The organism is Armatimonadota bacterium, assembly GCA_022563855.1.
Taxonomy (GTDB): Bacteria; Armatimonadota; Fimbriimonadia; order Fimbriimonadales; family Fimbriimonadaceae; genus JADFMN01.
This window is the reverse complement of record JADFMN010000001.1, coordinates 222,013-247,772: the sequence shown is the minus strand read 5'-3', so window position 1 is coordinate 247,772 and position 25,760 is coordinate 222,013. Positions and strand designations below refer to the sequence as shown.

The following is a 25,760-nucleotide window of genomic DNA, read 5'->3' as shown; positions in this document are numbered from 1 at the left end:
GGTCTGTCGGCCACTGTGCGATTATGGCGCTTCATGCCTCAGGACGGGTTAGCCGCACGTGACCACTTGCAGAAAGGCCACGTCCTGAGGCTATCCGGCTAGACTCGAGCGATGGCGCGATACAGGCACTGCCGAAATTCAGACAAGCCAGGGCGATGATGTTTGTGACGTGTACCGTTCACGACTTTGTGCATGCGTTTTCATGCCTTAGGACGGGCCAGCCGCACGTGAGCAGTTGCAGAAAGGTCACGTCCTGAGGCTATCCGGGCTAGACTCGTGCGATGGTGCGATACAGGCACTACCGAAATTCCGACAAGCCTGGGACTATGATGTTTGTGACAGCCACCGTGCTCGACTTGGTGCATGCGTTCAGGCGCGACGAGCCCCGTGACGAAATGGTGCGGATAATCGCACGGGAGAGCAGGCTGGCTGAAGCAAGGCTCCACGCATATGTCGTCATGTCGCACCACGTCCACCTTGTCATTCACCTTTCTAAAACAATGGATATTCGGAAGTTTATGCAGCGGCTTAAGCCAAATGCTGGTCGTTCAATATCACGCCTCTTGACGTCCGAGGATCTGGCGGAGTTTGACGCTCAACACGGCCTGAACAGCAACACGTTTTGGCAGCGGTCGTTCCGCAGCGTGGAGATCGTCGGTGACAACATGTTGGAACAGAAGCTCGATTACATTCACCAAAACCCGGTCAAAGCCGAGTATGTTGTCCGGCCCGAAGAGTATCGCTGGTCAAGCGCACGACTGTTCGAGCAGGGGTTATGGAGCGCGGAGAAGGGACTGCCGTTTGAGGCTGTGGCAGAGAGTGTCGTCAAACCGGATTGAAGGTCTTGCGCTTAAGCCTCAGGACGTAGCCTGTGCTGTGCGACCGTCTCTCACCTGCCCGTCCTGAGGCATGGAAAGCGGGCGGATGTGATAGCATCTGATTCAGTTTATGTGCGATATTGGGACAGCCAACATACTCTTGGCTGGAGTTCCTAACGCTTGTTCGCCCGATAGCCTGTCCGCAATTCTAGGCCCATTCGTTACTCTCCCGCATGCACTCGAAACTTGCAATAGCTGTAAGTGCCACGCAGCTGATTAGCCAAAGGGTGTAGCCGCTTCCCAGTTCGTCCTGTCCTTTTGCGAACAACGCGATGGTCGTCAACGCGAGTGCAGTGGCCAAATAACCAAGATTCTTAGCGCGAGAATACTTACGCTTCCGCAACGCAAACCATCCCCATAGTAGCACCCAGTTTGCGGACCAGGGGACGACCAGCGGGCTCATCCAGCCGCTACTTAGTGCAAACCAGCCGGTCATTTCGCTACCTTCGATTACCGGCAAGAACAACGATACGGCATACGGTGCCCATATAAAACCTGCGTAGATTACGAACCTGAGACGCATCTTCTTCGACTGCTTGGCCAGGCGAAGATGCTCGCGCGATATGGGTGGTGCTTTAACAGTTTGTTCTGGATCCGCGATATCGACGCTAGAGTGCTCGGTCTCCGTTCCTGATTCTGATTCAGGGGGCAGATCACTCATTCCAGAACAAGTAGCTACGCCGTCTCGACCAACTCCCTCAAATCGCCATCCCCTATTTCGCTCTTCGTGTCTGCGACCTCGAGGAATTTCTCGTAGATCTCCTCGAACCGGGCCTCGGGGAAGTTGAAACCCAACTCGCCCAGCCGATGCCGCAAGCCATGGCGGCCGGAGCGCGCGGTCAGGATAATCTCGCTCTTCGCCGCACCGACTAGCTGCGGATCGATGATCTCATAAGTCGAACGTTCCTTCAAGACCCCGTCCTGGTGTATCCCCGAGCTGTGCGCGTAAGCGTTCGCGCCCACGACGGCCTTGTTCCGCTGAACGATCATCCCCGTGTGCTTCGCAACCATCTGCGAGGCCGCCAGCAGCTTCGTCGAGTCAACCGTCGTTTCAAGGTCAAAAAAGTCATCGCGAATCTGCAGTGCCATCACGACCTCTTCGAGCGCAGTGTTGCCAGCGCGCTCGCCGATCCCGTTGATCGTGACCTCGACCTGCCGTGCGCCGCCCACGACACCGGCCAGCGTGTTCGCCGTCGCCATTCCGAGGTCGTTGTGGCAGTGGCACGAGAACACGGCCTTGTCGCTGTTCGGCACGTTCTCGATCATGTTCTTGAAGAAGTCGCGGTACTCGGTGGGGAACATATAGCCGGTCGTGTCCGGCATGTTGACGACCGTCGCGCCCGCGTCGATGATAGCCTCGGCGACCTCATACAGATAGTCGGGGTGGTCGAGGTAGCCGCGACCGGAGTCCTCCATGAAGTATTCGACGTCGTCGGTGAAACCCCGCGCCAGCTTGACCGCCGCAACGCCTATCTCCAGCGCCTTCTCCTTCGACATCTTCAGCTTGTGGTCGAGGTGCGAGTTGCTGACCCCTAGACCGGTGTGGATGCGCGGTCTGGCGGCTGGCTTCAACGCCTCCGCGGCGGACTCGATGTCCTTCGGCACGGCGCGCGTGAGGCCGCACACCGTCACGTCGCGCAGCTCCTTCGAAAGCATGTTCACGCTCTCGAAGTCGCCGGGAGAGCTGATCGGAAACCCGGCCTCGATGATGTTGACGCCGAGATCCTGCAGCATGCGCCCGATCTCGAGCTTCTGCTCCATGTCGAGCCGCACGCCGGGGCTCTGCTCGCCGTCTCTCAGGGTCGTATCGAAAACGTCAACGCGCTGTGCCAATTGTCCTGTGAACCTCCTCAAGAATCTAACTTCATTATACGTCCCGAAACGCGGCCTGACAGGAAGGTTGCTGCACGGTACACTGATCCATGGCCGGGGCGGGCCTAAACTTCGACGAACTGGATCAACTAAATGGCAATCGTAGACGTAAATCTCACAGCGCGTGGAACGCAGGTCGCAGAGCCGTGGGTGTGGCGGCTTTGCAAGGAGTTCGATCTGAAGGTTTCGATCATCAAGGCGAACATCGACGCTGAGTACGGTTGGGCCCTTGTCAGGCTTGATGGCCCGGTCGAAGAGATCCAACGGGCGACTGCCTGGCTGATGACCACCGGTTTGCACGTCGATGCTGAGCAGCGCTCCGTCGGCTCATGACCCTGCAGGCACCGTATCTGCCGGACGACTTTTCATCGTTCTGGCGGGGCACGGTCGATGAGGCGGATGACGCCCCGACCGACTTTCAGCGCACACGACAACAGACCGTCAAGCAGCTTGGCCTGACGATCGACCTCATCGAGTTCCCCGGAGTGAAGGGTGACTTGCTGCAAGGCTGGTTCGCTTATCCAGAGAGCGGCGAAGGTTCAAACGGATTCCTGTGGCTGACCCCGTACGGCCGCTCGTCGATGCAGCCGAACCAGTACGGTACGCGGAGCGGTTTCTGCAGCCTATCGTTCAACCATCACGGAGAGTCGGCGTTCTACGAGCAGGAGTACAAGCCAGAGCACGGTTATTTCGCAGACGGGATCGCCGATCCGGAAACTTGGGTTTTCCGGCGTCTGTTCCAAGACTCGTTCATCGCGGTCAAAGTCCTTCTGGCGCAAGAGGAGGTGTTCGGGTCAGGCGTTTCCGCAAACGGTTTTTCTCAGGGCGGAGGATTGGCGATCTGGCTCGGCGCCATGCATCCTGCCGTTCGGTGCGTTGTCGCGGACATGCCGTTCGGGGCGGCGCGCCCGCACGTCTTCAACAAAGACATTCGTCGCTACCCGTTGAAGGAGGTCTCTGACTGGATGGCCCAATCCGACGAGCACCGGCGAAAGGCGATGCGAACGATGTCTTATTTCGACACCGTCAACCTTGCGACCGTTTGCGACGTGCCGACCCTCGTCGCGCGCGGGTTGCGCGATCCTGCGGTAAAGTCGTACGAGGTGATGTCGGTCTTCGAAGCGCTGCCAGGCGAGAAAAAGCTGGTCGAAGTCGACTGTGGCCACGAGTGGCACGCGTCAATGGTCGAGCGCAACCGGGAGTGGATGCGGAAGCAGTTCTCAGTGGGCGGTTAGCAGTTGGCAGTCAGCAGTTGTCAGCTGGGACTCCGAACCATGAACCGGGAGGGCGAGCGTCCTCGCGAGCCGCATCGGGGACTGTCGTAACTTGTCGTTCGTTTTTTTGGAAGGCGTCGCTCGAATCCCTCCCCCGGCCTGCAGCCTGTCCCTTGCCGAGTACTTCCGTGGCCGGGGGAGGTTAGGAGGGGGCCTATCCGTATCGAGGTTGAGAGTCTGCGCGCTCTAGATTGCACGGACAAGCCCTGCGGGTCTGACCGCGGCACACATTTCGGTCGTCCCCATTCGTCCCGTAGACCCTAGACCCTCTACCCTTCCTCCGCAAACTGCCAACTGCTAACTGACAACTTCCAACCGCTCCTAGACCGAATGCTTCGAGACTGCAGCCCTGATCCGCGCGGCGTCCGTCAACAAAGCCTCGACCGAATCCAGCGGCCACTGCGTCGCAGCGTCGCTCAGCGCTTGGTCCGGATTAGGATGCACCTCGATGAACAGCGCATCGATTCCGACCGCGACAGCTGCTCGCACCATTGCCGGTATTGAGTCCCGCACGCCGCCGGTCACCGAGCCGTAGGCGCCCGGTCTCTGCGCGCTGTGCGTCGCGTCGAAGCACACCGGCCACCCGTGCGAGCGCATGATCTCCAGGCCGGGCATGTCGACGATGAGGTTGTTGTAGCCGAAGGTCGTGCCGCGCTCCGTCAGCATGATCCCCGCTGCGCCGAACGACTCTAGCTTCTCGACCAGGTTCCGGGCGTCGTGGGGCGATAGGAACTGTCCTTTCTTTACGTTGACCGGACGGCCAGTTGCGGCCGCTGCAGCGAGCAGATCGGTCTGGCGACACAAGAAAGCAGGAATCTGAAGCATGTCGGCAACGGTTGCAGCCGGCTCCGCGTGTTCCGGCAGATGGATGTCCGTCGTCACAGGTACGCCAAGCTCCTCGCTGACCTCCTGCAGTATCGACAGCCCATCCGCCAGACCAGAACCACGCGGCGAGTCGTACGCCGTCCGGTTCGCCTTGTCGAACGAGGCCTTGAAAACGTAGTTGAATCCGAGCCGTGAACAGATGCCCTTAAGCTCCTCCGCCGTCTCAAGGCACAACGACTTGGACTCCGCAAGACACGGTCCGGCGATGACGGTCAGCGTGTCGCCGCCGATCTCAAAATCCTTGATTGTGACCTTGTTCAAGACTTTGCTCCAGCGCGGGCGAGGTACTCCTTTAGCTCGTCTGCGGATCGAATGTTCTGGACTGCGAACTCATCAACGCCACCCGGCTTCATGAAGACGATGTGCGGCAGGCCGACGATCTTGAAACGCTCTTTCGTCATCTTCTCGTACTTCTTGTCTACGCCGGTGCTCCAGTCGATCTTCATCACGTAAACGCGAGAGAGCGCGGCAAGCCCTGCGGGCGATTTGAACACGCGTTTCTCGATCTCGTGGCACGCCGGGCACCAGTCAGCTGTTCCGTCGATCATGATTGGGAGTCCTGACGCCATCGCGTCCTCAAAGTTCTCTTCGTTGAAAGTCACCCAGTTGATTTCACCGGCTGGAGTCACGGAAACGTGCTCACCAGGATTGCTCGCGAATACTCCCTCCAGGCTCTGTTTCAGAGCGATGTCTCTGTACTGCGAGAGCGCGAGCCCGCCCAACAACCCTAGCGCGACCGCCGTGACGCCCTTGATGATTCCGACCGACCGTGTCGGATCAGACTTGTCGAAAAAGAGAAGGTACCCGGCGAATCCACCGTAGATGACCATCCATCCGATCTGCGTTCTCAGCTCGTCGCTTCGGAAGCCGATGCCCTGGAACACATAGCCGAACGCGAAGTAGAGCACGACGAACCCCAAGACCGCTTTGACGGTCTTCAGCCACCCGCCGGACTTGGGAAAAGCCTTCGCCCCGGTCGATGCAGTTGCAAGAGCGATAAAGGGCAGCCCCATTCCTATCCCAATGGTGGCGAACATCCCGATTCCGAGTGGGACGGAGCCGACGTCAGCAACCTTGACGGCGACAGCGCCGACGAGCGCCCCTGCGCATGGAGCGGCAGCGAAACCCATGAGCAGCCCCATGATGATCGCGCCGACAGGGCCGCTGCGTCCCTTCAAGTTCTTCTGGATGAAGTTAGGAAGACGAATCTCGTAAACGTCGAACATGGAGAGGGCGAGCGCGATGAGGATTGCGGCGAGCAACAGAACGAACCATGGGAGCTTGAACAAGTCTCCGACGGCTCCTCCCGCAGCGGCCGAAATCCCTCCGACGGCGCCATAAGTCGCAGCGATTCCGAACGCGTACAACCCGCCGAGCATCAGGCTCTTACCCTTTCCGGCGCCGGTAGGCCCTTGATTGGAAAAGAACGAAACCGTTATCGGAATCATCGGAAAGACGCACGGCGTGAGGCAGAGGGCGAGTCCAACCAGAAGAGAGATTGGGATGATGAGCGCCCAGTTCTCAGACTCCAACGCGTTGGAGAGCGCACTCTCCAGCCAAGAGCTCGAGCTGCTGTCCGCGCCTGTAGCAGCGGGCGCTTCTACATCGACTGCCTCCACAACATCGATCGACGCCGTGACCAGGAAGGACTGTGGCGGATACTGCGTGTTTTCGCCGGTTAACTGGTACCGCACTTCGAGGCTGACTTGCTGAACGCCCTCGGAGGACATGGCGCGCAATACAACCGGAATCTCAATGACCGAGGAATGCTCTTGTATATAGATTTCAGAGGCAAATGAGATCTCGCCTTCTGGGTACTCAACGCTCACCAAATCGGTGCCGTCCGTTCCGATAATCTCCATAGAATTGCCGAGTGAGCCCGTTTTGAGAGCATCGGTCGTCCCGCCGAGTGAGCTGCCTGAGGCAAGCAAGTCGATTACGAACTGGTCGATTGTGAACCTGACCGTTTCCTGGTCAAAAGTGAGGGTCACCGTAGCTGGGAACTCGCTCCCGGCGAGGACGGAATCGGAAAGGAACGTGATCGTGGCCTTCGGGTGTGGCGGTGGATCCGCAACGACATCTCGCTCCACAGGCTCCGGCGGTTCAGCCGACCTTGTTCCGAGCTGACCGAAGACTGGCAGAAACGGTTTCAGAGCTACGGTAAGTGCAAGCGGAACCGTCGTCGGCATGAAGCAGTTCAGCTCATCGCACTGCTGATAGAAAACGTCGACTTTGAACGTGACGTCGCCAGCCATTCCCGACGCGTCGAATACGACTGGAAAATCAGTCTGTCCCACGTACATCGCGTGCAAGTCGCCGGCGAACATCTTCATCGCGCCGGTTGGGTACGAGATAAACTTGATCGGCGTGCCGTCGACCTGCTTGATCTCCACTGGCAGCGTCATCGCGTCTGTCGGGGGGTTCTGGTAACCGTGATACCCAGGCGCGAACGTAATCCTCACCGTACCGGCAACTTCACCTGCTGCGTTGACCGAAGGGTCAGGAATAAGCAGTTCGATCTTAGGCTCAGGGATGTCCTGGCCGAAAGCGTACGCTGCGGCGAAGGCGGCGAGGAGGACAATGACGATTCTCTTCATAGCGGTGTTTGTGGCTTTTTGGGGCTACTGCTTAACAACTTCAGTTCATCGGTCTTGGTTCCAGGCAAAACGCCAACCCGAGTACAACGGCGTGGGACGCTTAGATTGCACTCAAGCGGCCCTGCTATCTATTCTACGCTACTATTATAGAGTTCAGGCGTCTAACCCACAGCGGTACAATTGAATGGACGTGACGCCGACTTCAATCGTAGCTGAGCAAGCCGAGCTGCCAACGGCAGACGTTTTGGGCGTAAAGGTCAGCACGCTCGACCTGGAAGCGACTGTCCGGCGCGTTGACGACTTCCTGAGAACCGAGTCCACGCATGCGATCGTCACGGCTGATTCGTCGGGTTTTGTCCTGGCGCAGAGCAACGACGCCCTGCTACAGCTTTACAAATCCGCCGACCTTGTCACCGCCGATAGCGCAGGCGTTGTTTGGGCGGTGCGCAAGCTGACAGGCCAGCGAATTTCACGGGTAAGCGGCGTGGACCTAGCGTTTCAAATATGTCGGCTGGCGTCGCTAAAGGGGTACAGAGTGTTCCTCCTTGGAGCGCAGCCCGGGATAGCCGACAGGGCCGCAGAGCGACTGAGGCTGCAGCATCCGGGCATCCAGATCGTCGGTACGCGGCACGGCTATTTTCCGGTCGAGGATGACGAGCTGGTCGCGGCGGAGATCGCGCCGCTCAAACCGGACGTCTTGCTGGTCGCAATGGGCATACCGAGGCAGGAGATGTTCATCTCTCGAACAGCTGATATCATTCGTGCGAAAGTCTCGATGGGCGTTGGCGGGTCGCTCGACGTTTTTAGCGGAAAGGTTCGACGGGCGCCTCGCCTGGTCAGAAGGCTGAAGCTCGAGTGGGTGTGGCGACTCCTGCAGAACCCTGGCAAGGTGAGGAAGGTCGCCCTGTTGCCCCGCTTCGTCCGCCTTGTCTTGAGGTACGGGCGATGAAGATCTACACCAAGACTGGCGATGGCGGACAGACAGGTCTCCCGGGTGGCGCGAGGGTGAACAAATCTGATCCGATCTGTGAGTTGTTGGGCGAGGTTGACGAGCTGAACGCTAGCATCGGGTCAGCCATCGTCGACTCCGAGGGTTCGGCAGTCCACACGTGGCTGCAAAAGCTGCAGCCTGCGCTCTTCGAGCTTGGATCTGAGATTTCGACGGGCTCGGGCGAATCCCTCCCGAAGCTCGCCGATCTCACTGCCGACATGGAGCGGTGGATGGACGAACACGATGCCAAAATGCAGCCGCTTAAGAACTTTATCCTGCCGGGTGGTTGCAGACTGGCAGCGGATCTGCACGTTGCCAGAACGGTCTGTAGGCGAGCAGAACGGTCCATCGTTCGATATTCGACGAACTCTCAGGTTGACTCGGCCGTTCTATCGTTTGTGAACCGCTTATCGGATTGGCTGTTCATGGCCGCCAGGTTCGCGAACCACGAGGCAGGGCAACCTGATATAATCTGGAAGAGGAACTAGAAGAGAATGTTGGCAATCGCCACTTTAACGGTCGTAATGGCAACGAGCCCGGCTCACGCAACGCAGAGCGGAGCTGAAACGATTTCGCGAATGATGGCCAAGTACTCCGCAGCCAAGACCCTCAAAGGCGTTGTTGAGCAGTCGACGTCGTTGGTCAACAGCAAAGTCGAGGTTAGGATCGACATTCAGTACGAACGCTCTGCCAAGAAGATTTACGTCGTTCAGAACTTCTTGACCGGTAGCCGCAAGACGCTGCTGCTGATCAGCAATGGAAAGCACTTTGCGTTCACTGCACCGCGACGTGGGATTAAGGGGCAAGAGGACAAGACTCTATTTGTCGAACCCGTTGCTGGCCGAAGTTCGACAACCGGCGAACCGTACGTTCTTTCGTTCGCGGAGATCTACAACGCGGCCTCCAAGTCCCTTGCGATGTCTGTGGCGATGGACATCGTCGTCGGTGAGAAAACGCACCTTGACCACCTGAAAAGGCAGTTGCGGCAGGTCACTGGAATCAAGCCCGTAATGGAGGGAGGCGAGCTGAAACACTGGGTGGTCTCGGGCAAATGGCGGGCACGGCCAGCCGGGCCGCCAACCGGGCTGTACGAACTGTGGATCGCGCCGGACTACACGCTTGTTCGGTACCGAATGTCGGAGGATACAGCTCTCCAAGGGCGGGTCCATCAACTGGTCACAGACGAAGTCGTCAAGGTGAATATCAACGCTAAACCTGACGACAAGCTGTTCCGGCTTTCCAAGAAAGCGGGCTAGTGCGGCGGATAGACCCAGTCGCCTCACAGCCGACAGAGGTTTAGTTGCGACTAATACACTTTTTAGAGTAAGATTAAACTTACTTTGAGGCACCACTAATGAGTTCAGCCTTCGGTTTCAAAGAACTTCGCCAGGGCATGAAGGCGCGCGTTCACTCTGTCGCAGAATCGACCGCGCACTCGTTTCGGCTTCTGGAAATGGGTTTGACTCCGGGCACCGAGTTCGTCGTGACAAAAGTCGCTCCGCTCGGCGATCCTGTCGAGATTCGCTTGAGAGGGCATCAGCTCTGTTTGCGCCGGAGCGAGAGCGATGGATTGCGAATCGAACCGGTTGAGTAAGTGTTGACTCTAAGCGAAAAATCGGTTGCTGAAAGACACCCGCTGATCGCGCTTGTCGGCAATCCGAACGCTGGCAAGTCTAGCCTCTTCAACCTCCTTACGGGATCAAATCAGAGAATCGCCAACTACCCCGGCGTGACTGTCGAGAAGGTCACGGGAACGGTCGAGTTCGACGGCACGAAGGCGACTTGCGTCGATGTACCGGGGCTCTACAGCTTGACGCCGCTCTCGATGGACGAGGACGTCGCAGCTGCAGTCATTCAGTCCGGTTACGACGGCACAAAGCCGGACTTGCTGGTGTGTGTCATCGATGCCGCCAATCTGGAGCGGAACCTATTCTTCTTCAGCCAGCTGGCCGAACTACGGATCCCACTCGTCGTCGCACTGACGATGGTCGACGTTCTGGCGAGAGATTCGCGCTCCGTCGACGTTCCGAAACTCGCCGAACTGCTGGGCGTTCCCGTTGTCCAAGTCTTAGCGCACAAGGGCGGCGGACTCGAAGAGCTGAAGCTCGCAATAGACGAGAGCCTGAGCGCCGCCCAAGCTCCGGCTATAGCGATCGGATATCCAGAGGTGGTCAACCGAGGTGTACGTGCTCTGGCAGACGCCTTCGAAGCCGAGGGCCGCGATGCTGTTGAGTCAGAGCTGCGCGGAGCCCTCCTGGCCACACAAAGCTGGCTTGACGAGACCATCGAGGCGAGCCCGAAATTGGCTGCCGTGCTGGCAGAGCAACAGCGGTCGGTGCTGGGAAAGCAAGCCCAAGGGAAGACCATTGACGCCCAGGCGCGGTATGCCTGGAGCGCATCGGTCGCCAGAAAGGCGATCGACGTAGAAGCCGATGAGCGCGTGACGACATCGGCCAAAATCGACTCGATACTGACTCACCGAGTGTTTGGACTCGTCATCTTCACTGCGGTGATGTTCTTGGTCTTCCAGTCGATATACACCGTTGCCGCGCCGCTGATGGGTTGGATCGACAGCGGAATCGCCTACCTGATTACTGTCATAGATCCGTTGCTGGCATCGATGCCGACCGTTCAATCGCTTGTGACGGACGGGGTTATCAGGGGCATCGGCTCTGTTCTCATCTTCCTTCCTCAGATTTGCATCCTGTTCTTCTTCATCGCTGTGCTCGAGGGCAGCGGATACTTGGCCCGCGCTGCGTTTCTGATGGATCGTCTTCTGGGCTGGACGGGACTCAACGGCCGCGCCTTCATTCCGCTGCTCTCCAGCTTTGCGTGTGCCATTCCGGGGATCATGGCCGCCAGGGTCATGCCGGATGAGAAGAGCCGCATTGCGACGATCATGGTCGCTCCTCTGATGAGCTGTAGCGCCCGTCTACCGGTGTACGTGCTGATCATCGGCGCCTTCATCGAGCCACAGTTCGGCGCAGCTTGGGCAGGCATGGCGTTGTTCGGCATGCACTTCGTCGGCGTCATCGTCGCCGTGCCAGTAGTCCTCTTTCTGAACCGCAAGATCCTGAAAGGGAAGAGGCCTCCGTTCTTGATGGAGCTGCCGCGCTATCAGATGCCGGTGTGGCGCAATGTTTGGCTCACGCTGTACTCCCGCGCCAGGGTTTTTCTTCAGACGGCTGGGACGATCATCTTTGCCATGTCCGTCTTGATTTGGGCGCTGCTGTACTTTCCGCGGCCAGCGGATAAGATGGCCCAGTACAGCGTTGACTACGATGCGCTGCGTTTGGCCGAGGATTCCAGCATCACCCGGGACAACTACGTGGCACATAGACAGAACCGAGATTCGTATCTCGGTCGCTTCGGGCGCAGTATCGAGCCGGTTTTTGCGCCGGCGGGGTTTGATTGGCGACTGACTACGGCGATACTCGCAGCGTTTCCGGCCAGGGAAGTCGTGATCCCCGCGCTAGGGATCATCTTCAGCCTGGGAGGTGACATCGACGCAGAATCGGGAGACCTGCGCGCGGCGATCAGCGGTGCGACGTGGCCGGACGGCAGGCAGCTGTTGACGCCGTGGACTGCCGTGGGATTCATGGTGTTCTTCGCCCTCTGCTGTCAGTGCGCGGCTACGCTTGCGACGATCAAGAGGGAGACGAACAGTTGGAAGTGGCCTGTCGCGTCGTTCATCTACATGACAGTGCTTGCGTACCTCCTGTCCGTCGCGATTCACCAACTGGGCAAGGTGTTCGGCTGATGTCCGGCGTAGAGATAGCTGTAGTAGCCGTGGCCGTTCTGGGGGCCGGATACTACGTGTTCAGGTTGCTCGCCAAGCAGTTTGGCTCGAAAGGCGACGGTGACGACGGATGCGGAAAGTCATGTGGCTGCGAACCAAGCGCGAGGACAAAGGCCAAAAGTTAGATTGGGTCGTCGTTTGGCCGCTGATATCGTTCCTGGTCGCGCTCATCGCGATCGCTGTTTACGGTTTTCAACCGGACGCTCTGGCAGCATGGACTGTATGGCCTCCTGGCGTCACAGCGGTCATCTGGCTGATAGTTCCTCTCTTGCGGCGCCCCTCAACCTGGCGGAAGATCGCCCTGATCCCGGTCGTGCCGTGGGTCGCGTTCCTCTTGGCCTACGGTGACGAATGGCGCGCGATCGTCCCGCATTCTGTACCGAGTACCGAGCTTCACGTCGTCACGCTCAACTGTGCCGGCGGAATGCTGGAAGCAGTGCGTGAGGCAGTAGACACCGGCGCCGACATCGTGCTGCTGCAGGAGAGCCCGGGCCCCGATGAGCTTCAGGACTTGGTGGCGGACTTGCCCGACGGTTACAGCGTCGTTTCCGGAATCGATGCATCGGTGATCGCACGGGGAGACCTAACGGTCGTGCTGCAAGAACAGAACTTCACGATGGTGCGGTTTTCGCGCGGCGACGATCTGCAACTCGACATCGTGAGCCTGCGCATGGTTCCACCTGTGCTGAGGATGGATTACTGGAACCCGAACTGCTGGCGGGCGTATGCCGAGGACCGCAGGCGGCATAGGGCCGAGCTTGCTGAAATATGGACGGCAGTGGATAAAGTCCGCTCCGAACGACCGCTCATATTAGGAGGGGACTTCAACGTCGTTCCCGTCCGAAACGTGACGGCCCTACTTGAGCATGCAGGGCTGCAAGACGCCTGGTCGGCTGCTGGAAGGGGCTGGTACGCGACGATGCTCAACTCAGCGCCGGTCGTGCGTATAGACAGGATCTGGGCGTCGGGCGAGCTGAGACCAAAGCTCGCCAAGGTCAAGAAGACGAAGTACTCGGATCATCGCATGGTGGAGGCCTGGTTCGACGTTCAAAGATAGATTCAGGCGACGCCTGGTGGCCGCTAAGTCGTCGCCGGGTTGTAGTGCTTAAGACGACGCCGTAGGCAGACGACGACCAGGCGACAACGAAGTAGTCGTCAACAAAGTGGGCGACGCCCTAAAGATAGCCAAGCTCTTTCAGGATCCGCGGGTTCTGCCGCCAATCGGTCCGCACCTTCACGAAGAGCGATAGGAAAACCTTGCAGTCGATCATCTCCTCGATCTCTATACGCGCAAGCGATCCGACCTTCTTGAGCATCTGGCCTTTCTTGCCGATCACGATCGCCTTCTGGCTATCTCGCTCCACGAGGATGACGACCGAGATGTCCACCAATCCGTCTTCCTCCTCCCAACTCTCGACGTAAGTTGAAATAGCGTGCGGCAGCTCTTCGCGCGTGGCGTGAAGGAGCTTCTCGCGAACCATCTCGGCCGCCAAGAATTGGACGCTCTGATCCGTAACGGAGTCATCGTCGTACAGCGGCTCGCCTTCAGGCAGCGAAGCTACGAGCAGCCCGGTCAGCAGATCAAGGTTCTGAACGCGCGTGCAGCTCGTCATCATAATCTCGTCCGGCTGGAACATCGCCTGATACGATTCGTATCGGGCCTCCACGTCTTTCGCCTTGAGGAGGTCCATTTTGTTCAGACAGAGGATTCGGCGAGGCGTGATTCCGATTTCGCCATCTGATTGCAACGTCCAATCGGCGATCATCCTGTCCCCCGGACCGGGAGCACGACTGATATCAACGACCATCAAGAGCGCATCGACGCCGGACATCGACTGTTTGGCGACGTCGTTGAGCGCCCGACCGAGTCGATGCTTCGGTTTGTGTATGCCGGGCGTATCGACGAATACGATCTGCCAATCCGGATCGGTTGCAATGCCGAGCAGCCTGTTGCGCGTTGTCTGCGGCTTATCGGAGATGATAGAGACCTTCTGGCCGACCAGCGCGTTGATGATGGTGCTCTTGCCGACGTTCGGCCTGCCGACGACCGCCACCGTTCCTGACCTGTGACCCACCCGATTACTCCCGCTTTCGGAACATGACGTTGACGCCTACGTCAGCCGGATCGCTGTCGCGATCAGCACCTTCGCGCCGATCTGTGAACGGAACGGTTTCCCTCGGCCTTCTTCTTCTGTCGCGCTTTCGACGTCTGCCTCGGTGGAGTTCCGTTTGGGGCTCCTCATCATCCACTTCGAGCATCGAGGGTTTTATCAAAAGATCGTCCGCCATGTCGTCAGTCCAACTGGCTTCCACCCACTCGTCCAGCTTCATTATCTGTACGTCGAACTGAGCGTGGTGCCGATCCGCGCCGTCGTCGTCTCCTCGCTCGATCGAATCTACAGTCAGAACGTCTTTCGGATTGACCTGTAGCATCGCCTCTAGATCGGCCTTGACGCCGACGAGGAAGACGTGCGTACTGCCGTCCATGGCGGAAAACCTCAAACTGTTTGAATCAAGCTCTTCCCAATCTTTGCCTAAGACGTTGTACGCCGCCCAGCCTTGCGGCAAGAAGATCGTCCGATCTCCTGCGCCCTTGCAGTGAACAGTCAGGAACGGTGGACGAACGTGCAGCACGTCGTCGTCAAAGTTCCAAATGTGCACGTGCGCAAGTTCGCCGAGCGCCCGGAAGAATCCGGGAGAAACGACCGGCTCTCCGAGAAACACAGACGTCCAAGCGAGTTCGGGCTTTCCGTCCGCGTCTGCCTCCTTGATCAGATAGCTCGCAAGGCCGGTCTGAGTGTATTCGCCAAGGACCGTTCCTTCTTCGGGAATAGCATAGTAGCTCGGCTCTAACTCCCCGCCGTCGGCGACACGTTCGGCGGGAAGCGCGGAGCAGAGCGGATCGCGCATATTGACCAGCGTCGTCCCCGACTTGGAGTGAAACGGCTGGGGCTTGATAGCGATGCCGGTAACCTCTCTGAGCCTCTCCAGAGACTCTCGACCTGCCTCAAACAGCCCCGCGCAGTACAGCCAGAATAAAACCTTTCCATCCCTTTGCAAGCGGGTCTTGATCGCTGTGCGGACTTCAGGCCGCATGTCCCAGGCGTTGAGGAAGACGTAGAGCTTCGCGTCGGGAAAGTTCTCGCGATGCGCGAGATCGCTGAGCAGATAGAATCCGACGCTCATTCCGCTGCGCAATATCTGTTCGCGGACGTCTTGCACGAGAACCTCGAACGCCTTCTCGTCGACGAGGTACGCGAGTGATCGCTCGTCTACGAAGACCGCGACGTCCGGGGGGGTGTTCGGGACCACAATCCGCTGAATCATCTCCTGGCGAACACGACCGGCGCGGTCCCAGATCGCAGCGGAGTTGAGCCAACCGCCGCCCCAGCTGTCCATCCAGCAGACGCCTGCATCGTGCGCGAGCGCGGCTCCAGCGCCTCTCCAATGCACGCTCTCCAGCGCCTGAGGAGTCTTCATGACTGGGTTGGAGTCGTCAGGCTCTTGCTGGCCGCTGATCGGAGTCTTGAAGTCCTGCTCGCTCATAAACAGCTTTCCGTTCAGCGCAAAGCTGTCGATCGGCCCAGGAAACGCCGCAGAACCGGACGGGCTTCTTCCGCGATAGCTGGGCGGTCCCGCAACGTAGTCGATCTCCCGGCACCGGAGCAGCTTCCCCAAGGAGAGATGCCCGCTCGCCGGGTGAGACCATTCAAACGTGTAGCCGTAGCTGACGCCCACCATGAATCTGCCGTCGCTGGCCAGCTTTATAATATGCGCGAGTTCGGCGATGCGATCAAAAGTGATGTCGCTCAGAAAAAGGTGATAGTCGACCCAGCGCCTAGCCTTGCGCCCAGTCCGAACAAACTCCTCGCCGGCTCTCGCCTCGGTGTGTTCCGGCACCGCAGCAGAGCTGAACTCGATAGAACCGTCGTACCAGGCGGCGCGCAACGACACGACGTCGTCGCTGTAGCGGTGCCGCAGCCAGATCTGGAACTCCTTGTTCGCGGCAGGGGAGTTGTCGTACGCCGATGAATCTGAGTGATACCACTGGTCGCGGTCGATGTGCAGTCCAAGGATGCTCTTGGCCACGGCGCTCTTTTGGAGCTTTCGCACGAACTGAGTCAGGTATTTGCCGGCAGCGCCCCAATACTCGTCGTCGCAGATGCTGGGCTCGGTCTGCTTGCCGTAGCGAGCGTTCTTGTAAGCCTCGCGCCAGTCGTCAGGTGCGACGAACATGCACCGGGGCACGATCTTCGCGTCCGGATCGACCTTGAGAATCGCCTTGCTGCGCTTGACGATCTCGTCGACAGCCTTCTTGACGCCAGTCGAATCGACCTGGAACTTGACGAGGATTGAAAACAGATGGACGCCGCCTTCGGAGGCAAGCTGAATCTGCTCGAGCACGGTCTTAAACTTCTCGTCCGAGTCGGCGGCGGCGTAGAAGCTGATCGGCGGAATAATCTGCTTCTTAAAGACGATCACGGGCCGTCCGCGGTGAAGCACTACTTGCGCTGCATCCTCGGGCGTCGGTACCGGCTCGCGCTTCGGACGCATCTGCTTGTCTGGAACGGACTTTGCGCGAGCAGTGGTCTTGCGCGGCGTCGATGGCTTCTTTTCGTCTGAGACTTGTCGCGTGCTCTTCGGCTTAGTTGGTTTCTCGCCTTCTATAAGCGCGGCGAGCTGGGTCTTGCCCTCGGTGCTTGGCGTCCTCTTCTTAGAGGGTGCCCGGGCAGACTCTTTCGATGCGGGCTCTTCTTTTGACTCAGGTTCTGCCGAGGCCGGTCGCCAGGAGATGTTTGCCAGAATTTGTTCTTCGCGCGTCAGCTTTTTGCCCCTACTGGTCTTCTTGCGGACGGTTGGTTTTTTGGCGGTTGTCTTTTTGCGCGTCGCCTTTCGTGCTTTTGCGCGAGAGGGTGTCTTTGCCTGTTCCTTTGGCGTTGCATCGTCCGCTGACACAGAATCGTCGCCAGCGTCGTCTTGCTTGCGTGATCGACGGAAAAGAACGCCCAGTGGTCCCCCTTCGGACAACAGCGACGGCTTCTTGCGCTTTGTGGACTTCGTTGGCTGCGGCTCCTCACTGGAGGGCGGGGAAGCCTTTGAACTCCGTGCTTTGCCTTTTCCTAAAGCCGGAGTGGATTGTTCGTCGTTCTTGCCAGGCATAGTTTTTTTCGGCGCCGGGATCGTGAACGAGGGGGCTAAAGTCTAGGTTGCTCTCTGCCTCGCGGCGAACCTTGGCCGGTGCCTACGGCTCAAGTATGACAGAATCGCGGACTCAACCGCAGGAAACGCAGGCTCCCCTCCTAAATTTGCTGGGTTGGCCTACCGAAGATATCTTTGAGCCTTAATTTGGAGGCTGAAACAATGGACATACTTTCACTGACGCACAATGTGCGCGTCGGTCAAGAAGTAGAGCCCAGAGGCATCAAACCCCCTGAGCGAAACTTTGGAAAGGAAGTTCGAAAGACAGGTAGTCCGCCAACACGCGGAGCACCGTCCGACATCCGGGCGGACAGGAAGGAAGCGAGCCAGATAGAGCCGAAGCCTCTACAGCAAGCGCTGGACCTTCTCGAAGCAGTACTGCCGTTCGATCCGAACTTCCGCGACCTCGCGCTGAATAAGAAAATTCGACCCGGCTTCGGCCTTGGCAACGTGCTCTTGGAACTCGACCTGCACGTTGAGAACGGGAAGCCGAAATTCAAGGACCTCTTGGCCGCGATCGGCGTTGACGTTCCCGCAACGTTGAGCACTCGGAACCTCACGGTTCTTCAGCAAGCAATCGTCGAGAAGATCGACGCTGTGCCTGTTCCGGCCTCGGTCAAACGACTAATCGACGCGTTTCTACGCACAGACAACAGGCCGGTAACCCAGGCGTTTGAGATCGGCAGAATCGCGCCCGACGCAAGGATTCTCGACGTCGACAACGGCGGCCGAACGGGGATTATCAGAAGCCAAGAGCTTCCGACGCCAGTCGTGAGCTTCAATCCAATGCTACGACCGTTGCTGGCTGCGCCCCCGCAGCCTATGCCTGGGATACAGGTGAAAGCGGGTGACAACGGTATTCGCGAAGGCGCCGTCTTTCCGCCGGCGTTCGGCATGCACATGCCGACAAAGCCTAGCGGTATACCGGAGAGGTTCTTCATCGAGGCGCCCAGGCCGGGTGTCCCCCAGGACCTGTTGGGCGTTCCGATCAAGATCGCTCCGGAGCTTGGCGCTCACAAGATCGAAGTTCAGGCGGTGTTGCCGCCGGTCAACCTCGAGACGATGGTGAGCATCTTGAGCAAGGGCTTGTCGCCGACTGCACTGCGTGAGTCAATCACTGCGCAGGCTCCCGTACCAACGCTCAATGCCGGATCGCTGACTGAGTCGAAGCCGACTCTGCAAGCGCCGATCAGACCAGTGCGCGGAGCTGGGCGATACAACGTAGTCGCTTCGCACTCTGCACGACCGACGCTCAATGCGGAGGACGGCAAGCCGGTCACTCAGCACTCGGCAAGGCCAAAGTCCTCTAATGCGGTTCCGACAACTGTGTCGCATCCGACTCCTGAGGCGAATGCCACAGGCACTCTGATCACTCCGGACAGCTTGGTGGGCCGCAGGCCGCGGCTCAACAACGGTCCGGTTCCGTTGGTCAGCAATCACGTTCCTTCGGCAAGTTCAGCGCAGCCGCTCACGGCGGCCAGGCCGACATTGATCGGTTACAGAAGCGGAGTTGCTAAAGGCACGCTGCCGGACTTCGAGGCTGCTGCAATCCATGCGAGCGACCCAGGTGTACCGCTGGCTTCAAACGTCTCGGAGGGCGCACGGCGCACTATCGATGCGTCAGCGCTTCGTCTGGCCGCGCAGCAGATTGTCTCATCTGTGCACGACTCGATCATTGACCACATCCAAGAGATCGCGGCTTCGCAAGGACGCGGCCGAGTGGTTATCCGGCTACAGCCGGAAGATCTGGGATCGATTACGGTCTCAGTTAGGTCGTTCGGACAGAGAGTAGAAGCGGACATCCGCGCGAGCAATGATGCCGTACGAGACGCACTTGTCGCCCATCGCGGCGACCTGGTGCAGAGCGTCGAGAGCAAAGGGCTCTCGCTGGACTCGTTCAACGTAGGCCAGGAGGCCGACGGCGAGCCGCAGACGAGCGACCAACGCGCCGACCGGAACCACGACATGCGACAGGAGTTCGAGCGCTTCGCAAACGTATCACAGGCGTCTCGCCAAGATGTCCCAGTGGTCGTAGCTGCGCACACACCGTGGTTCGCGCCAACAACGGAGGTCGTGGACTACACGGTCTAGGAGAAGATAATGTTTCCAGTAACACCTATTGACGGAGCCGTGTACTACGGCGATCGGCCGGTACCAGAAAAGCCGGAGATGGACATGACTATGTTCATGCGTCTGCTGACCGTTCAACTGCTGAATCAGAATCCGCTTGAGCCGATGAGCGATGGAGACTTCTTCGGTCAAATAGCTCAACTTGGTCAGGTTCAAGGAATGGACAGGTTGAACGATTCTATGGACACCCTGCAAGGCGCAAGCCTGATAGGGAAGACGGTGACAGCAGTTCGGCCCTTTACGGGGCTGAACCTCGGCGAATCCCCAATCGTAACCGGGACCGTAGTGCAGCTCACCGTTAGGAACGGCGAGAGAATCCTCGGTCTCAGAGAGGCAAACGGCGGGATCGTCGAAGTCAACATGACGGCGATCCAATCGATACGAGAGTAAGACAATGAGTGCTCCGATTCAGAACACGAAGATTCAGGAACTGATCCAAACGCGGACGCAAACGCGGACGCAAGCGGCTCAGATCCCAGATCAGGGCGCAGACTTTCAGTCGATCCTGGCGGATCGGCTGAAGGTCAGCGCCCACGCGCAGACGCGGCTTGAGAGCCGCGAGATCAAGCTCGACGCAGACGCTTGGGAGCGCGTCTTGGATGGCGTGGATCGCGCTGCGAAAAAGGGCGCCAAGGAAGCGCTGGTGATGGTTGACGACATCGCGCTCATCGTGAGCGTCAAGAATCGAACGGTCATCACCGCCGTCGACAAGGCACGCCTCAAGGAGAACGTGTTCACCAACATCGACTCTGCCGTGATCGTGTAGATCGGAGTACGAAAGACTGACTAAACCTACGGAGGAAGGCGAAATAGTGGACCTGTGCCGATGGCTCAGGAGCTAGGCGCGAATCTCGACAAGGTTCTCGCAAGCCTTCTTCCTCGACAGAAAAGAGAAAGGAATATACAGGAAGAAAAAAATGCTTCAAGCAATGCTAGCTGGGGTCGCCAGCATCAAAGCGCAACAGACGCGCATGAACGTCATCGGCAACAACTTGGCCAACGTCAACACGACAGCGTTCAAGAGTTCCCGCATCACGTTCCAAGACATGATCGCACAGACAATCAGAGGCGCCTCTCGCCCGTCGTCCACCTTGGGTGGTACGAACCCGATTCAGTTCGGACTGGGTGTGTTGGTCGCAGGCACGGACGTGAACAACGAGCAGGGCTCGTTGCAAGCCACCAATCGGCCGACCGACTTCGCCATTCAAGGAAACGGATACTTCCAAGTTTCGAACAGCACCCGAATCGGATACACGCGTGACGGAGCGTTCGATCTGGATGCCGCCGGCGACCTTGTCCATCGAGCAACTGGTGAGAGAATGCTCGGTTGGACGGCAGACCCGGCGACGGGAGTGATCAACACCAATGCGCCGATCGGCCCGACTTCATATCTGAACGTGCCCATCGGCGCTCGAACGGCGGTTCAGGTCACGACGGAAGTAACGTGGGCAGGCAACCTGGACTCGCGAGCCTTCACGGACCCGGGAGCACCGTTCACGACCCTTTCCATCGTGAACATCATCGATCCGTTGGGTAACGAGCACCAATTGACGCTCACTCTGACAGAGGCCGCCAGCGGCAATCCGAACGAGTGGGACTGGACGGTTGCAGGAAGCAACGGTACGTTGATGACCGGCGGTGGAACGCTGGTTTTCGACATAACGGATGGTACGCTGGCAACCGGATCGCCGGGAGTGCTTACGGTGACGCCGCCAGCGAGTTCGGGCATTCCCCCGTTCAACGTCGATCTGATCTTTGAAAGTATGTCGCAGCTTGCTGCTGAAATGCAGGTGAATTCAAGCAGCCAGAACGGTTTCACGCCTGGCTCGCTTTCATCGTTCTCCGTCGCTCCAGACGGAACGATCATCGGACTGTACACCAACGGCCTGACGCGGACCCTCGGTCTCATCAGCACGGCGATCTTCCCGAACGCCAACGGCCTCGAGCGCCTCGGCAACAACCTTTGGCGCAACACCGACAACTCGGGCATACCGGTAGTCGGCGCACCAAGGTCCGGTGGCCGCGGTTCGATCAACTCCGGATTCCTGGAGCAGTCGAACGTCGACATCGGCAACGAGTTCACCGACCTCATCATCACGCAGCGTGGCTTCCAGGCCAACACCAAGGTCGTCACCACGGTCGATGAGATGATGCAAGACCTCATCAACATGAAACGTTAGTAGCCAACTAACCCAACCCTCGCGCGGGCGGTCCTGATCTTCGGATCGGGGCCGTCCGTTTTTCTTATGGTGCGAGAGTCAAGGGTCTAGGATCAGTCCCCTCAACCGTCATCCTGAGCGAGCCTGTCCTGAGCAGAGTCGAAGGAAAGGAGCGCGGTTAAGGGGACGGTGCATACCCCAAACTTTCAGACGACATGGAGAAGGTCTAGCGGGCGAATACGTCCTAAAGGTCTTATACGACCTATCCGTCTCCGTAGCTGGCCTACGGTAACCTCCCAGCCATGCGACGAGAAGTCCATTCGACCGACCAGGCGCCCAGCGCGATAGGGCCTTACAGCCAGGCCGTGAAAGCCGAGGGGCGGTTCATGTTCCTTTCCGGCCAGATTCCCCTGCTCCCCGACGGAACGCTGGTCGAGGGCACGATCGAAGAGCAGACGGAGCAGGTGATGAAGAATCTGGAGGCGGTGCTGACTTCGGCGGGGCTGTCGTTTGGAAACGTCGTGAAGACGACAATCCTCCTCAGCTCAATGGATCACTTCGCAGCCGTCAATGAAATCTACGGCGCACGGTTTCCCGACGATCCGCCGGCCAGGGCGACGTATGCGACTGCCGGCTTGCCAAAAGATGTTGACATCGAGATCGAAGCGATCGCAGTCTACTAATGAAGAGAGTGGTTTCAGTAAGTCTCGGCTCATCGAAGCGCGACAAGAAGCACGCGACGACGATCCTTGGGCAGGAGTTCATCATCGAGCGCGTTGGCACGGACGGAGATCTGAAGGCGTTCCAGAGCAAATTCGAAGAGCTCGACGGCAAGGTGGATGCGCTCGGCGTCGGCGGCGCAGACATCTATGTGGTCGTCGGCGATAAGCGGTACACGTTCCGCCAGATCAAGAACCTGATAAAGAACGTCAAACACACCCCCGTCGTCGATGGCAGCGGGCTGAAGCACACGCTCGAGCGAGAGGCGATCAACATCCTGACGGAAGTGATCGACTGGCCGGTAGAGCGCGTATTGCTGGTCAGCGCTGTCGATCGCTACGGCATGGCACAGGCGCTGGACAAACGGTGCAGGCACGTCGTGTACGGCGACCTGCTGTTCGGCATCGGGCTCCCCATTCCGTTGAGGACGTACGCAAGCGTCAAGAGAGTCGCCAATCTGCTCCTTCCGATCATTACGAAACTCCCGTTCAAGTGGTTCTATCCGACCGGAAAGAAGCAGGATGAGCGCACACCGAAGCACAAGAAATGGTTCGACTGGGCGACGGTCATCTGCGGCGACTGGCACTACATCCGCCGCTACGCTCCGGACGACCTTGTCGGCAAGACCATCATCACTCAAACCTTGAGAAAGGCCGACCTCGACTGGCTCAAATCCACTGGCGCGAAGAGGGCGATCACGACCACGCCGGACATGGGAGGAGAGGCGTTTGCAACCAACGTCATGGAGGCGGTCATCATCACTCTGGCGGGCAAGATGCCCGAAGAAATGACGGAAGACGACTATTTGTCCCAGCTTCGGAGCCTGAGCTGGATGCCGAACGTAATAGAACTGCAGGGCGTGCCGGATCAGTCCGGTAAAATGCCTGAGCCCGAGCTGGAGAAGTAACGCTTGACCCGATTCGCTTTCATCCTTCACCCGATCAACGCGCGAGACGCTGCCCGGCGATACCCGATCGCCAAGCTCCTACCAGATTCCGTCATCGAGAAGATGCTTGCAAAGAAGGAGCCGTTCAAGGTGAGCGATATTTCCGGAGTTGTCTCCGCGACTGGTGCGACTACGGAAGGGATTTTCGTAGGCCTGCCCTTGACCCCCCGAATGATGATCGACAAGATGTCGCTTGAAGCCGTCTACGACAAGCTTGAGGGTTGTACGAAGATCGCGGAAGATGAAGGGTGCAAGATCATTGGTCTCGGAGCGTTCACCGCTGTCGTCGGAGACGGAGGCGCCACAGTCGATCGACGGACGACTTTGGCCGTAACGACAGGGAACAGCTATACGGTCGGCACAGCGATCCAGGGTGCGATGGACGCGGCTGAGGCGATCGGCATCGAGGTGTCGAAGGCGACGCTGGCCGTCGTAGGCGCGACCGGTTCAATCGGCAAGACCTGCGCTAGGCTGATGGCGCCAAAGTTCGCGCGATCCCTTGTAGTCGGTCGAGATGAGCAGCGCACCGAAGAGCTGGCGCGGGAGATACCGGGCGCTACGGCGACCACCGATGTGACAAAGTTGCGCGAAGCGGACGTCGTCGTCACAGTGACGTCTGCCGACACAGCGATCATCTTTCCAGAGCACCTCAAATCAGGAAGCGTCATCTGCGACGTTTCGAGGCCCCGCGACGTCTCCGTCCGAGTTGCACGCGAACGTAAGGACGTCTTGGTGATCGAGGGCGGAGTCGTTCAGGTGCCTGGGCGCATTGATTTCGGATTCGACTTCGGATTTCCGCCTGGCTGCGCTTATGCCTGCATGTCTGAAACGATGCTTCTCGCACTCGAGAATCGTGCGGAGAGCTTCACGATCGGCAAAGACGTGACCGTTGATCAGGTTTCAGAGATGGATCGCTTGGCCAGCAAGCACGGCTTCAAGCTCTCCGGATTCCGGTCGTTCGAAAGGGCCGTGTCCGCTGACAAGATTGAGCGGGTCAGGGAAGCTCGCAAGTCTCTCGTAACGGCGTAGAGCGATGCTGAAAGTCGAGGACGTCAGCCATGCGTACTACTCCGATCCCGTTCTAACCGATGTCAGTTTTCAGGTCGCTCCCGGCGAGATTATCGCGGTCATGGGCAGCAGCGGCGGAGGGAAGACGACGTTGCTCAAGTGCATCGCCGGCCTGATCAAGCCAACTGACGGAGCGATCACGATCGACGGTATTGACGTAATATCACAGCCAGAGGAAGCGCGGCGCAAAACCGGTTTCGTCTTCCAATACGCCGCGCTGTTCGACTTTCTCAACGTGCGCGACAACGTTCTCTTCGGCGTTCAGCGTCTTCGCAAACTATCTGCAGCCGAGAAGACAGCGTTCGTCGAGGAGCGACTTGCCGAAGTCGGCCTCTCGGGCGCAGAGATGATGATGCCAAGCGAGCTGAGCGGCGGGATGAGAAAGCGCGTGGGGCTTGCAAGGGCGCTCGCGATGGAGCCCAAGCTGCTGCTCTACGACGAGCCGACATCGGGCCTTGACCCTGTGACCGCTTACTCCATCGACCAGCTCATCGTCGAGACGCGCGACCGCATCGGAGTCACCAGCATCGTCGTCAGCCACGACGTGACTTCCGTTATGAGACTGGCAGATAGGATCGCGTTTCTTGAGAAGGGAGAGCTCGTCTTCGACGGTTCTGCGGCCGAGTTCGACCGTTCACAGAACAGTGCTATTCGCGAGCTGGTCGACAAGTCCCACGCTGAGACGTTCGGCGCGTCTTAAACGGATGCGAGATCGAGGACCATCCCCCACTCGGGCGTTTCGTCCGGCGGAGGACAGAGCCTTTCTCCGACGATGACCCCACCCATGCGCTTGTACAGCTTGTGTGCGTCGTGCAACACCTTGTCGCTCCATATCTGCATGCTGCGGCACCCGGCAGCCGTGGCCTCATCGACGATCTTCTGCGCAAGCGCAGATCCGAGTCCCAGCCTTCTTGCCGACGAAAGCACGAACAGCCTCATCAACTCGCTGTCGCAGCCTGCGATCTGCTGCGTTCCGCTGTGTTCGACGATCGTGCCGGCTTTGCCCGGAATCGCCTCGAACGTCAGCAGCGCGCCGCAGCCGACGACCCCGCCATCGATTTCGCCAACCCAGAACGAGTCTCTGCCGTAGTGGCACGGGACATCGAAGACGTCCTTGTTGTAGCCGTCCGGCTCCCAGCCGAAGCCGAACTCGTCGTAGACCTGGTGCACCACGCCGATCACAGCGTCGCGGTCTTCGTCCCTGTAGACGCGTACGTCAAGAACCACAGTTCCAAGATACCG

The 25,760-nt window shown here is 58.8% G+C and carries 24 protein-coding genes; 17 read left to right on the top strand and 7 right to left on the bottom strand.

The genetic code is table 11. The features are described 5' to 3' along the window. Positions 1-281: 281 nt before the first annotated feature. The gene (locus IH944_01115) at positions 282-839 is read left to right on the top strand and encodes a transposase (GenBank protein MCH7903147.1); all 558 of its coding nucleotides are present in this window, start codon (positions 282-284) and stop codon (positions 837-839) included. A gap of 187 nt (positions 840-1,026) precedes the next feature. Here the strand turns inward: IH944_01115 and IH944_01110 are convergent, their stop codons facing one another. Together IH944_01110 and IH944_01105 are read right to left on the bottom strand one after the other, a co-directional pair. Beyond that, entirely contained in the window at positions 1,027-1,539 is a 513-nt protein-coding gene (locus tag IH944_01110; protein ID MCH7903146.1) for a hypothetical protein, read from the bottom strand. 14 nt (positions 1,540-1,553) lie between these two features. Continuing rightward, the gene (locus IH944_01105) at positions 1,554-2,711 is read right to left on the bottom strand and encodes a 2-isopropylmalate synthase (protein ID MCH7903145.1); all 1,158 of its coding nucleotides are present in this window, start codon (positions 2,709-2,711) and stop codon (positions 1,554-1,556) included. A 132-nt stretch (positions 2,712-2,843) separates the two neighbouring features. On the opposite strand from IH944_01105, the gene IH944_01100 reads away from it, so the two are divergent. Both IH944_01100 and IH944_01095 read left to right on the top strand, forming a co-directional pair. Further along, positions 2,844-3,083, top strand: coding sequence for an NIL domain-containing protein (locus tag IH944_01100; GenBank protein MCH7903144.1), 240 nt, complete (start codon positions 2,844-2,846; stop codon positions 3,081-3,083). Then, complete coding sequence (locus tag IH944_01095; protein ID MCH7903143.1) at positions 3,080-3,985, top strand: acetylxylan esterase; 906 nt, start codon at positions 3,080-3,082, stop codon at positions 3,983-3,985. The genes IH944_01100 and IH944_01095 overlap by 4 nt, the downstream gene beginning before the upstream one ends. A 360-nt stretch (positions 3,986-4,345) precedes the next feature. Here the strand turns inward: IH944_01095 and kdsA are convergent, their stop codons facing one another. Both kdsA and IH944_01085 read right to left on the bottom strand, forming a co-directional pair. After that, positions 4,346-5,170, bottom strand: a complete 825-nt coding sequence (gene kdsA / locus IH944_01090) for a 3-deoxy-8-phosphooctulonate synthase (GenBank protein ID MCH7903142.1) — start codon at positions 5,168-5,170, stop codon at positions 4,346-4,348. Next, positions 5,167-7,506, bottom strand: coding sequence for a thioredoxin family protein (locus IH944_01085; protein ID MCH7903141.1), 2,340 nt, complete (start codon positions 7,504-7,506; stop codon positions 5,167-5,169). The genes kdsA and IH944_01085 overlap by 4 nt, the downstream gene beginning before the upstream one ends. 184 nt (positions 7,507-7,690) lie before the next feature. On the opposite strand from IH944_01085, the gene IH944_01080 reads away from it, so the two are divergent. The 6 genes from IH944_01080 (at position 7,691) to IH944_01055 (ending at position 13,353) form a co-directional block, all read left to right on the top strand. After that, on the top strand, positions 7,691-8,455 hold the full coding sequence (locus tag IH944_01080) for a WecB/TagA/CpsF family glycosyltransferase (protein MCH7903140.1): 765 nt from the start codon (positions 7,691-7,693) through the stop codon (positions 8,453-8,455). Next, on the top strand, positions 8,452-8,985 hold the full coding sequence (locus IH944_01075; GenBank protein MCH7903139.1) for a cob(I)yrinic acid a,c-diamide adenosyltransferase: 534 nt from the start codon (positions 8,452-8,454) through the stop codon (positions 8,983-8,985). Before IH944_01080 ends, IH944_01075 begins: the two co-directional genes overlap by 4 nt. 6 nt (positions 8,986-8,991) lie before the next feature. Further along, positions 8,992-9,753, top strand: a complete 762-nt coding sequence (locus IH944_01070; protein MCH7903138.1) for a hypothetical protein — start codon at positions 8,992-8,994, stop codon at positions 9,751-9,753. Between the two features lie 98 nt (positions 9,754-9,851). Next, positions 9,852-10,091, top strand: a complete 240-nt coding sequence (locus IH944_01065; GenBank protein ID MCH7903137.1) for a ferrous iron transport protein A — start codon at positions 9,852-9,854, stop codon at positions 10,089-10,091. Further along, positions 10,092-12,257: a ferrous iron transport protein B gene (feoB, locus tag IH944_01060; GenBank protein ID MCH7903136.1), complete on the top strand. Its 2,166-nt coding sequence runs from the start codon at positions 10,092-10,094 to the stop codon at positions 12,255-12,257. 121 nt (positions 12,258-12,378) lie between these two features. Further along, positions 12,379-13,353: an endonuclease/exonuclease/phosphatase family protein gene (locus IH944_01055; protein MCH7903135.1), complete on the top strand. Its 975-nt coding sequence runs from the start codon at positions 12,379-12,381 to the stop codon at positions 13,351-13,353. Between the two features lie 118 nt (positions 13,354-13,471). Here the strand turns inward: IH944_01055 and era are convergent, their stop codons facing one another. Both era and IH944_01045 read right to left on the bottom strand, forming a co-directional pair. Further along, a complete protein-coding gene (gene era / locus IH944_01050; GenBank protein MCH7903134.1) occupies positions 13,472-14,371 on the bottom strand; it encodes a GTPase Era in 900 nt (299 codons plus the stop codon). Positions 14,372-14,375: 4 nt separating this feature from the next. Further along, positions 14,376-17,324, bottom strand: a complete 2,949-nt coding sequence (locus IH944_01045) for a hypothetical protein (GenBank protein MCH7903133.1) — start codon at positions 17,322-17,324, stop codon at positions 14,376-14,378. A gap of 333 nt (positions 17,325-17,657) precedes the next feature. Between IH944_01045 and IH944_01040 the strand changes: the two genes are divergently transcribed. From IH944_01040 to IH944_01005, 8 genes are all read left to right on the top strand, one after another. After that, complete coding sequence (locus IH944_01040) at positions 17,658-19,586, top strand: flagellar hook-length control protein FliK (protein MCH7903132.1); 1,929 nt, start codon at positions 17,658-17,660, stop codon at positions 19,584-19,586. A gap of 9 nt (positions 19,587-19,595) precedes the next feature. Further along, a complete protein-coding gene (locus tag IH944_01035; GenBank protein ID MCH7903131.1) occupies positions 19,596-20,015 on the top strand; it encodes a hypothetical protein in 420 nt (139 codons plus the stop codon). A gap of 4 nt (positions 20,016-20,019) precedes the next feature. Continuing rightward, entirely contained in the window at positions 20,020-20,391 is a 372-nt protein-coding gene (locus IH944_01030; GenBank protein MCH7903130.1) for a hypothetical protein, read from the top strand. Positions 20,392-20,542: 151 nt separating this feature from the next. Then, complete coding sequence (locus IH944_01025; GenBank protein MCH7903129.1) at positions 20,543-21,805, top strand: flagellar hook protein FlgE; 1,263 nt, start codon at positions 20,543-20,545, stop codon at positions 21,803-21,805. Between the two features lie 281 nt (positions 21,806-22,086). After that, on the top strand, positions 22,087-22,467 hold the full coding sequence (locus tag IH944_01020; GenBank protein MCH7903128.1) for a RidA family protein: 381 nt from the start codon (positions 22,087-22,089) through the stop codon (positions 22,465-22,467). Beyond that, positions 22,467-23,411 (top strand): quinate 5-dehydrogenase, encoded by a 945-nt coding sequence (locus IH944_01015; protein MCH7903127.1) that lies wholly within the window; start codon positions 22,467-22,469, stop codon positions 23,409-23,411. Before IH944_01020 ends, IH944_01015 begins: the two co-directional genes overlap by 1 nt. A 3-nt stretch (positions 23,412-23,414) precedes the next feature. Beyond that, entirely contained in the window at positions 23,415-24,479 is a 1,065-nt protein-coding gene (locus IH944_01010; GenBank protein ID MCH7903126.1) for a shikimate dehydrogenase, read from the top strand. Between the two features lie 4 nt (positions 24,480-24,483). Next, entirely contained in the window at positions 24,484-25,218 is a 735-nt protein-coding gene (locus IH944_01005) for an ATP-binding cassette domain-containing protein (protein MCH7903125.1), read from the top strand. Here the strand turns inward: IH944_01005 and IH944_01000 are convergent. Next, positions 25,215-25,745, bottom strand: a complete 531-nt coding sequence (locus IH944_01000) for a GNAT family N-acetyltransferase (GenBank protein MCH7903124.1) — start codon at positions 25,743-25,745, stop codon at positions 25,215-25,217. The genes IH944_01005 and IH944_01000 overlap by 4 nt on opposite strands. Positions 25,746-25,760: the final 15 nt, after the last annotated feature.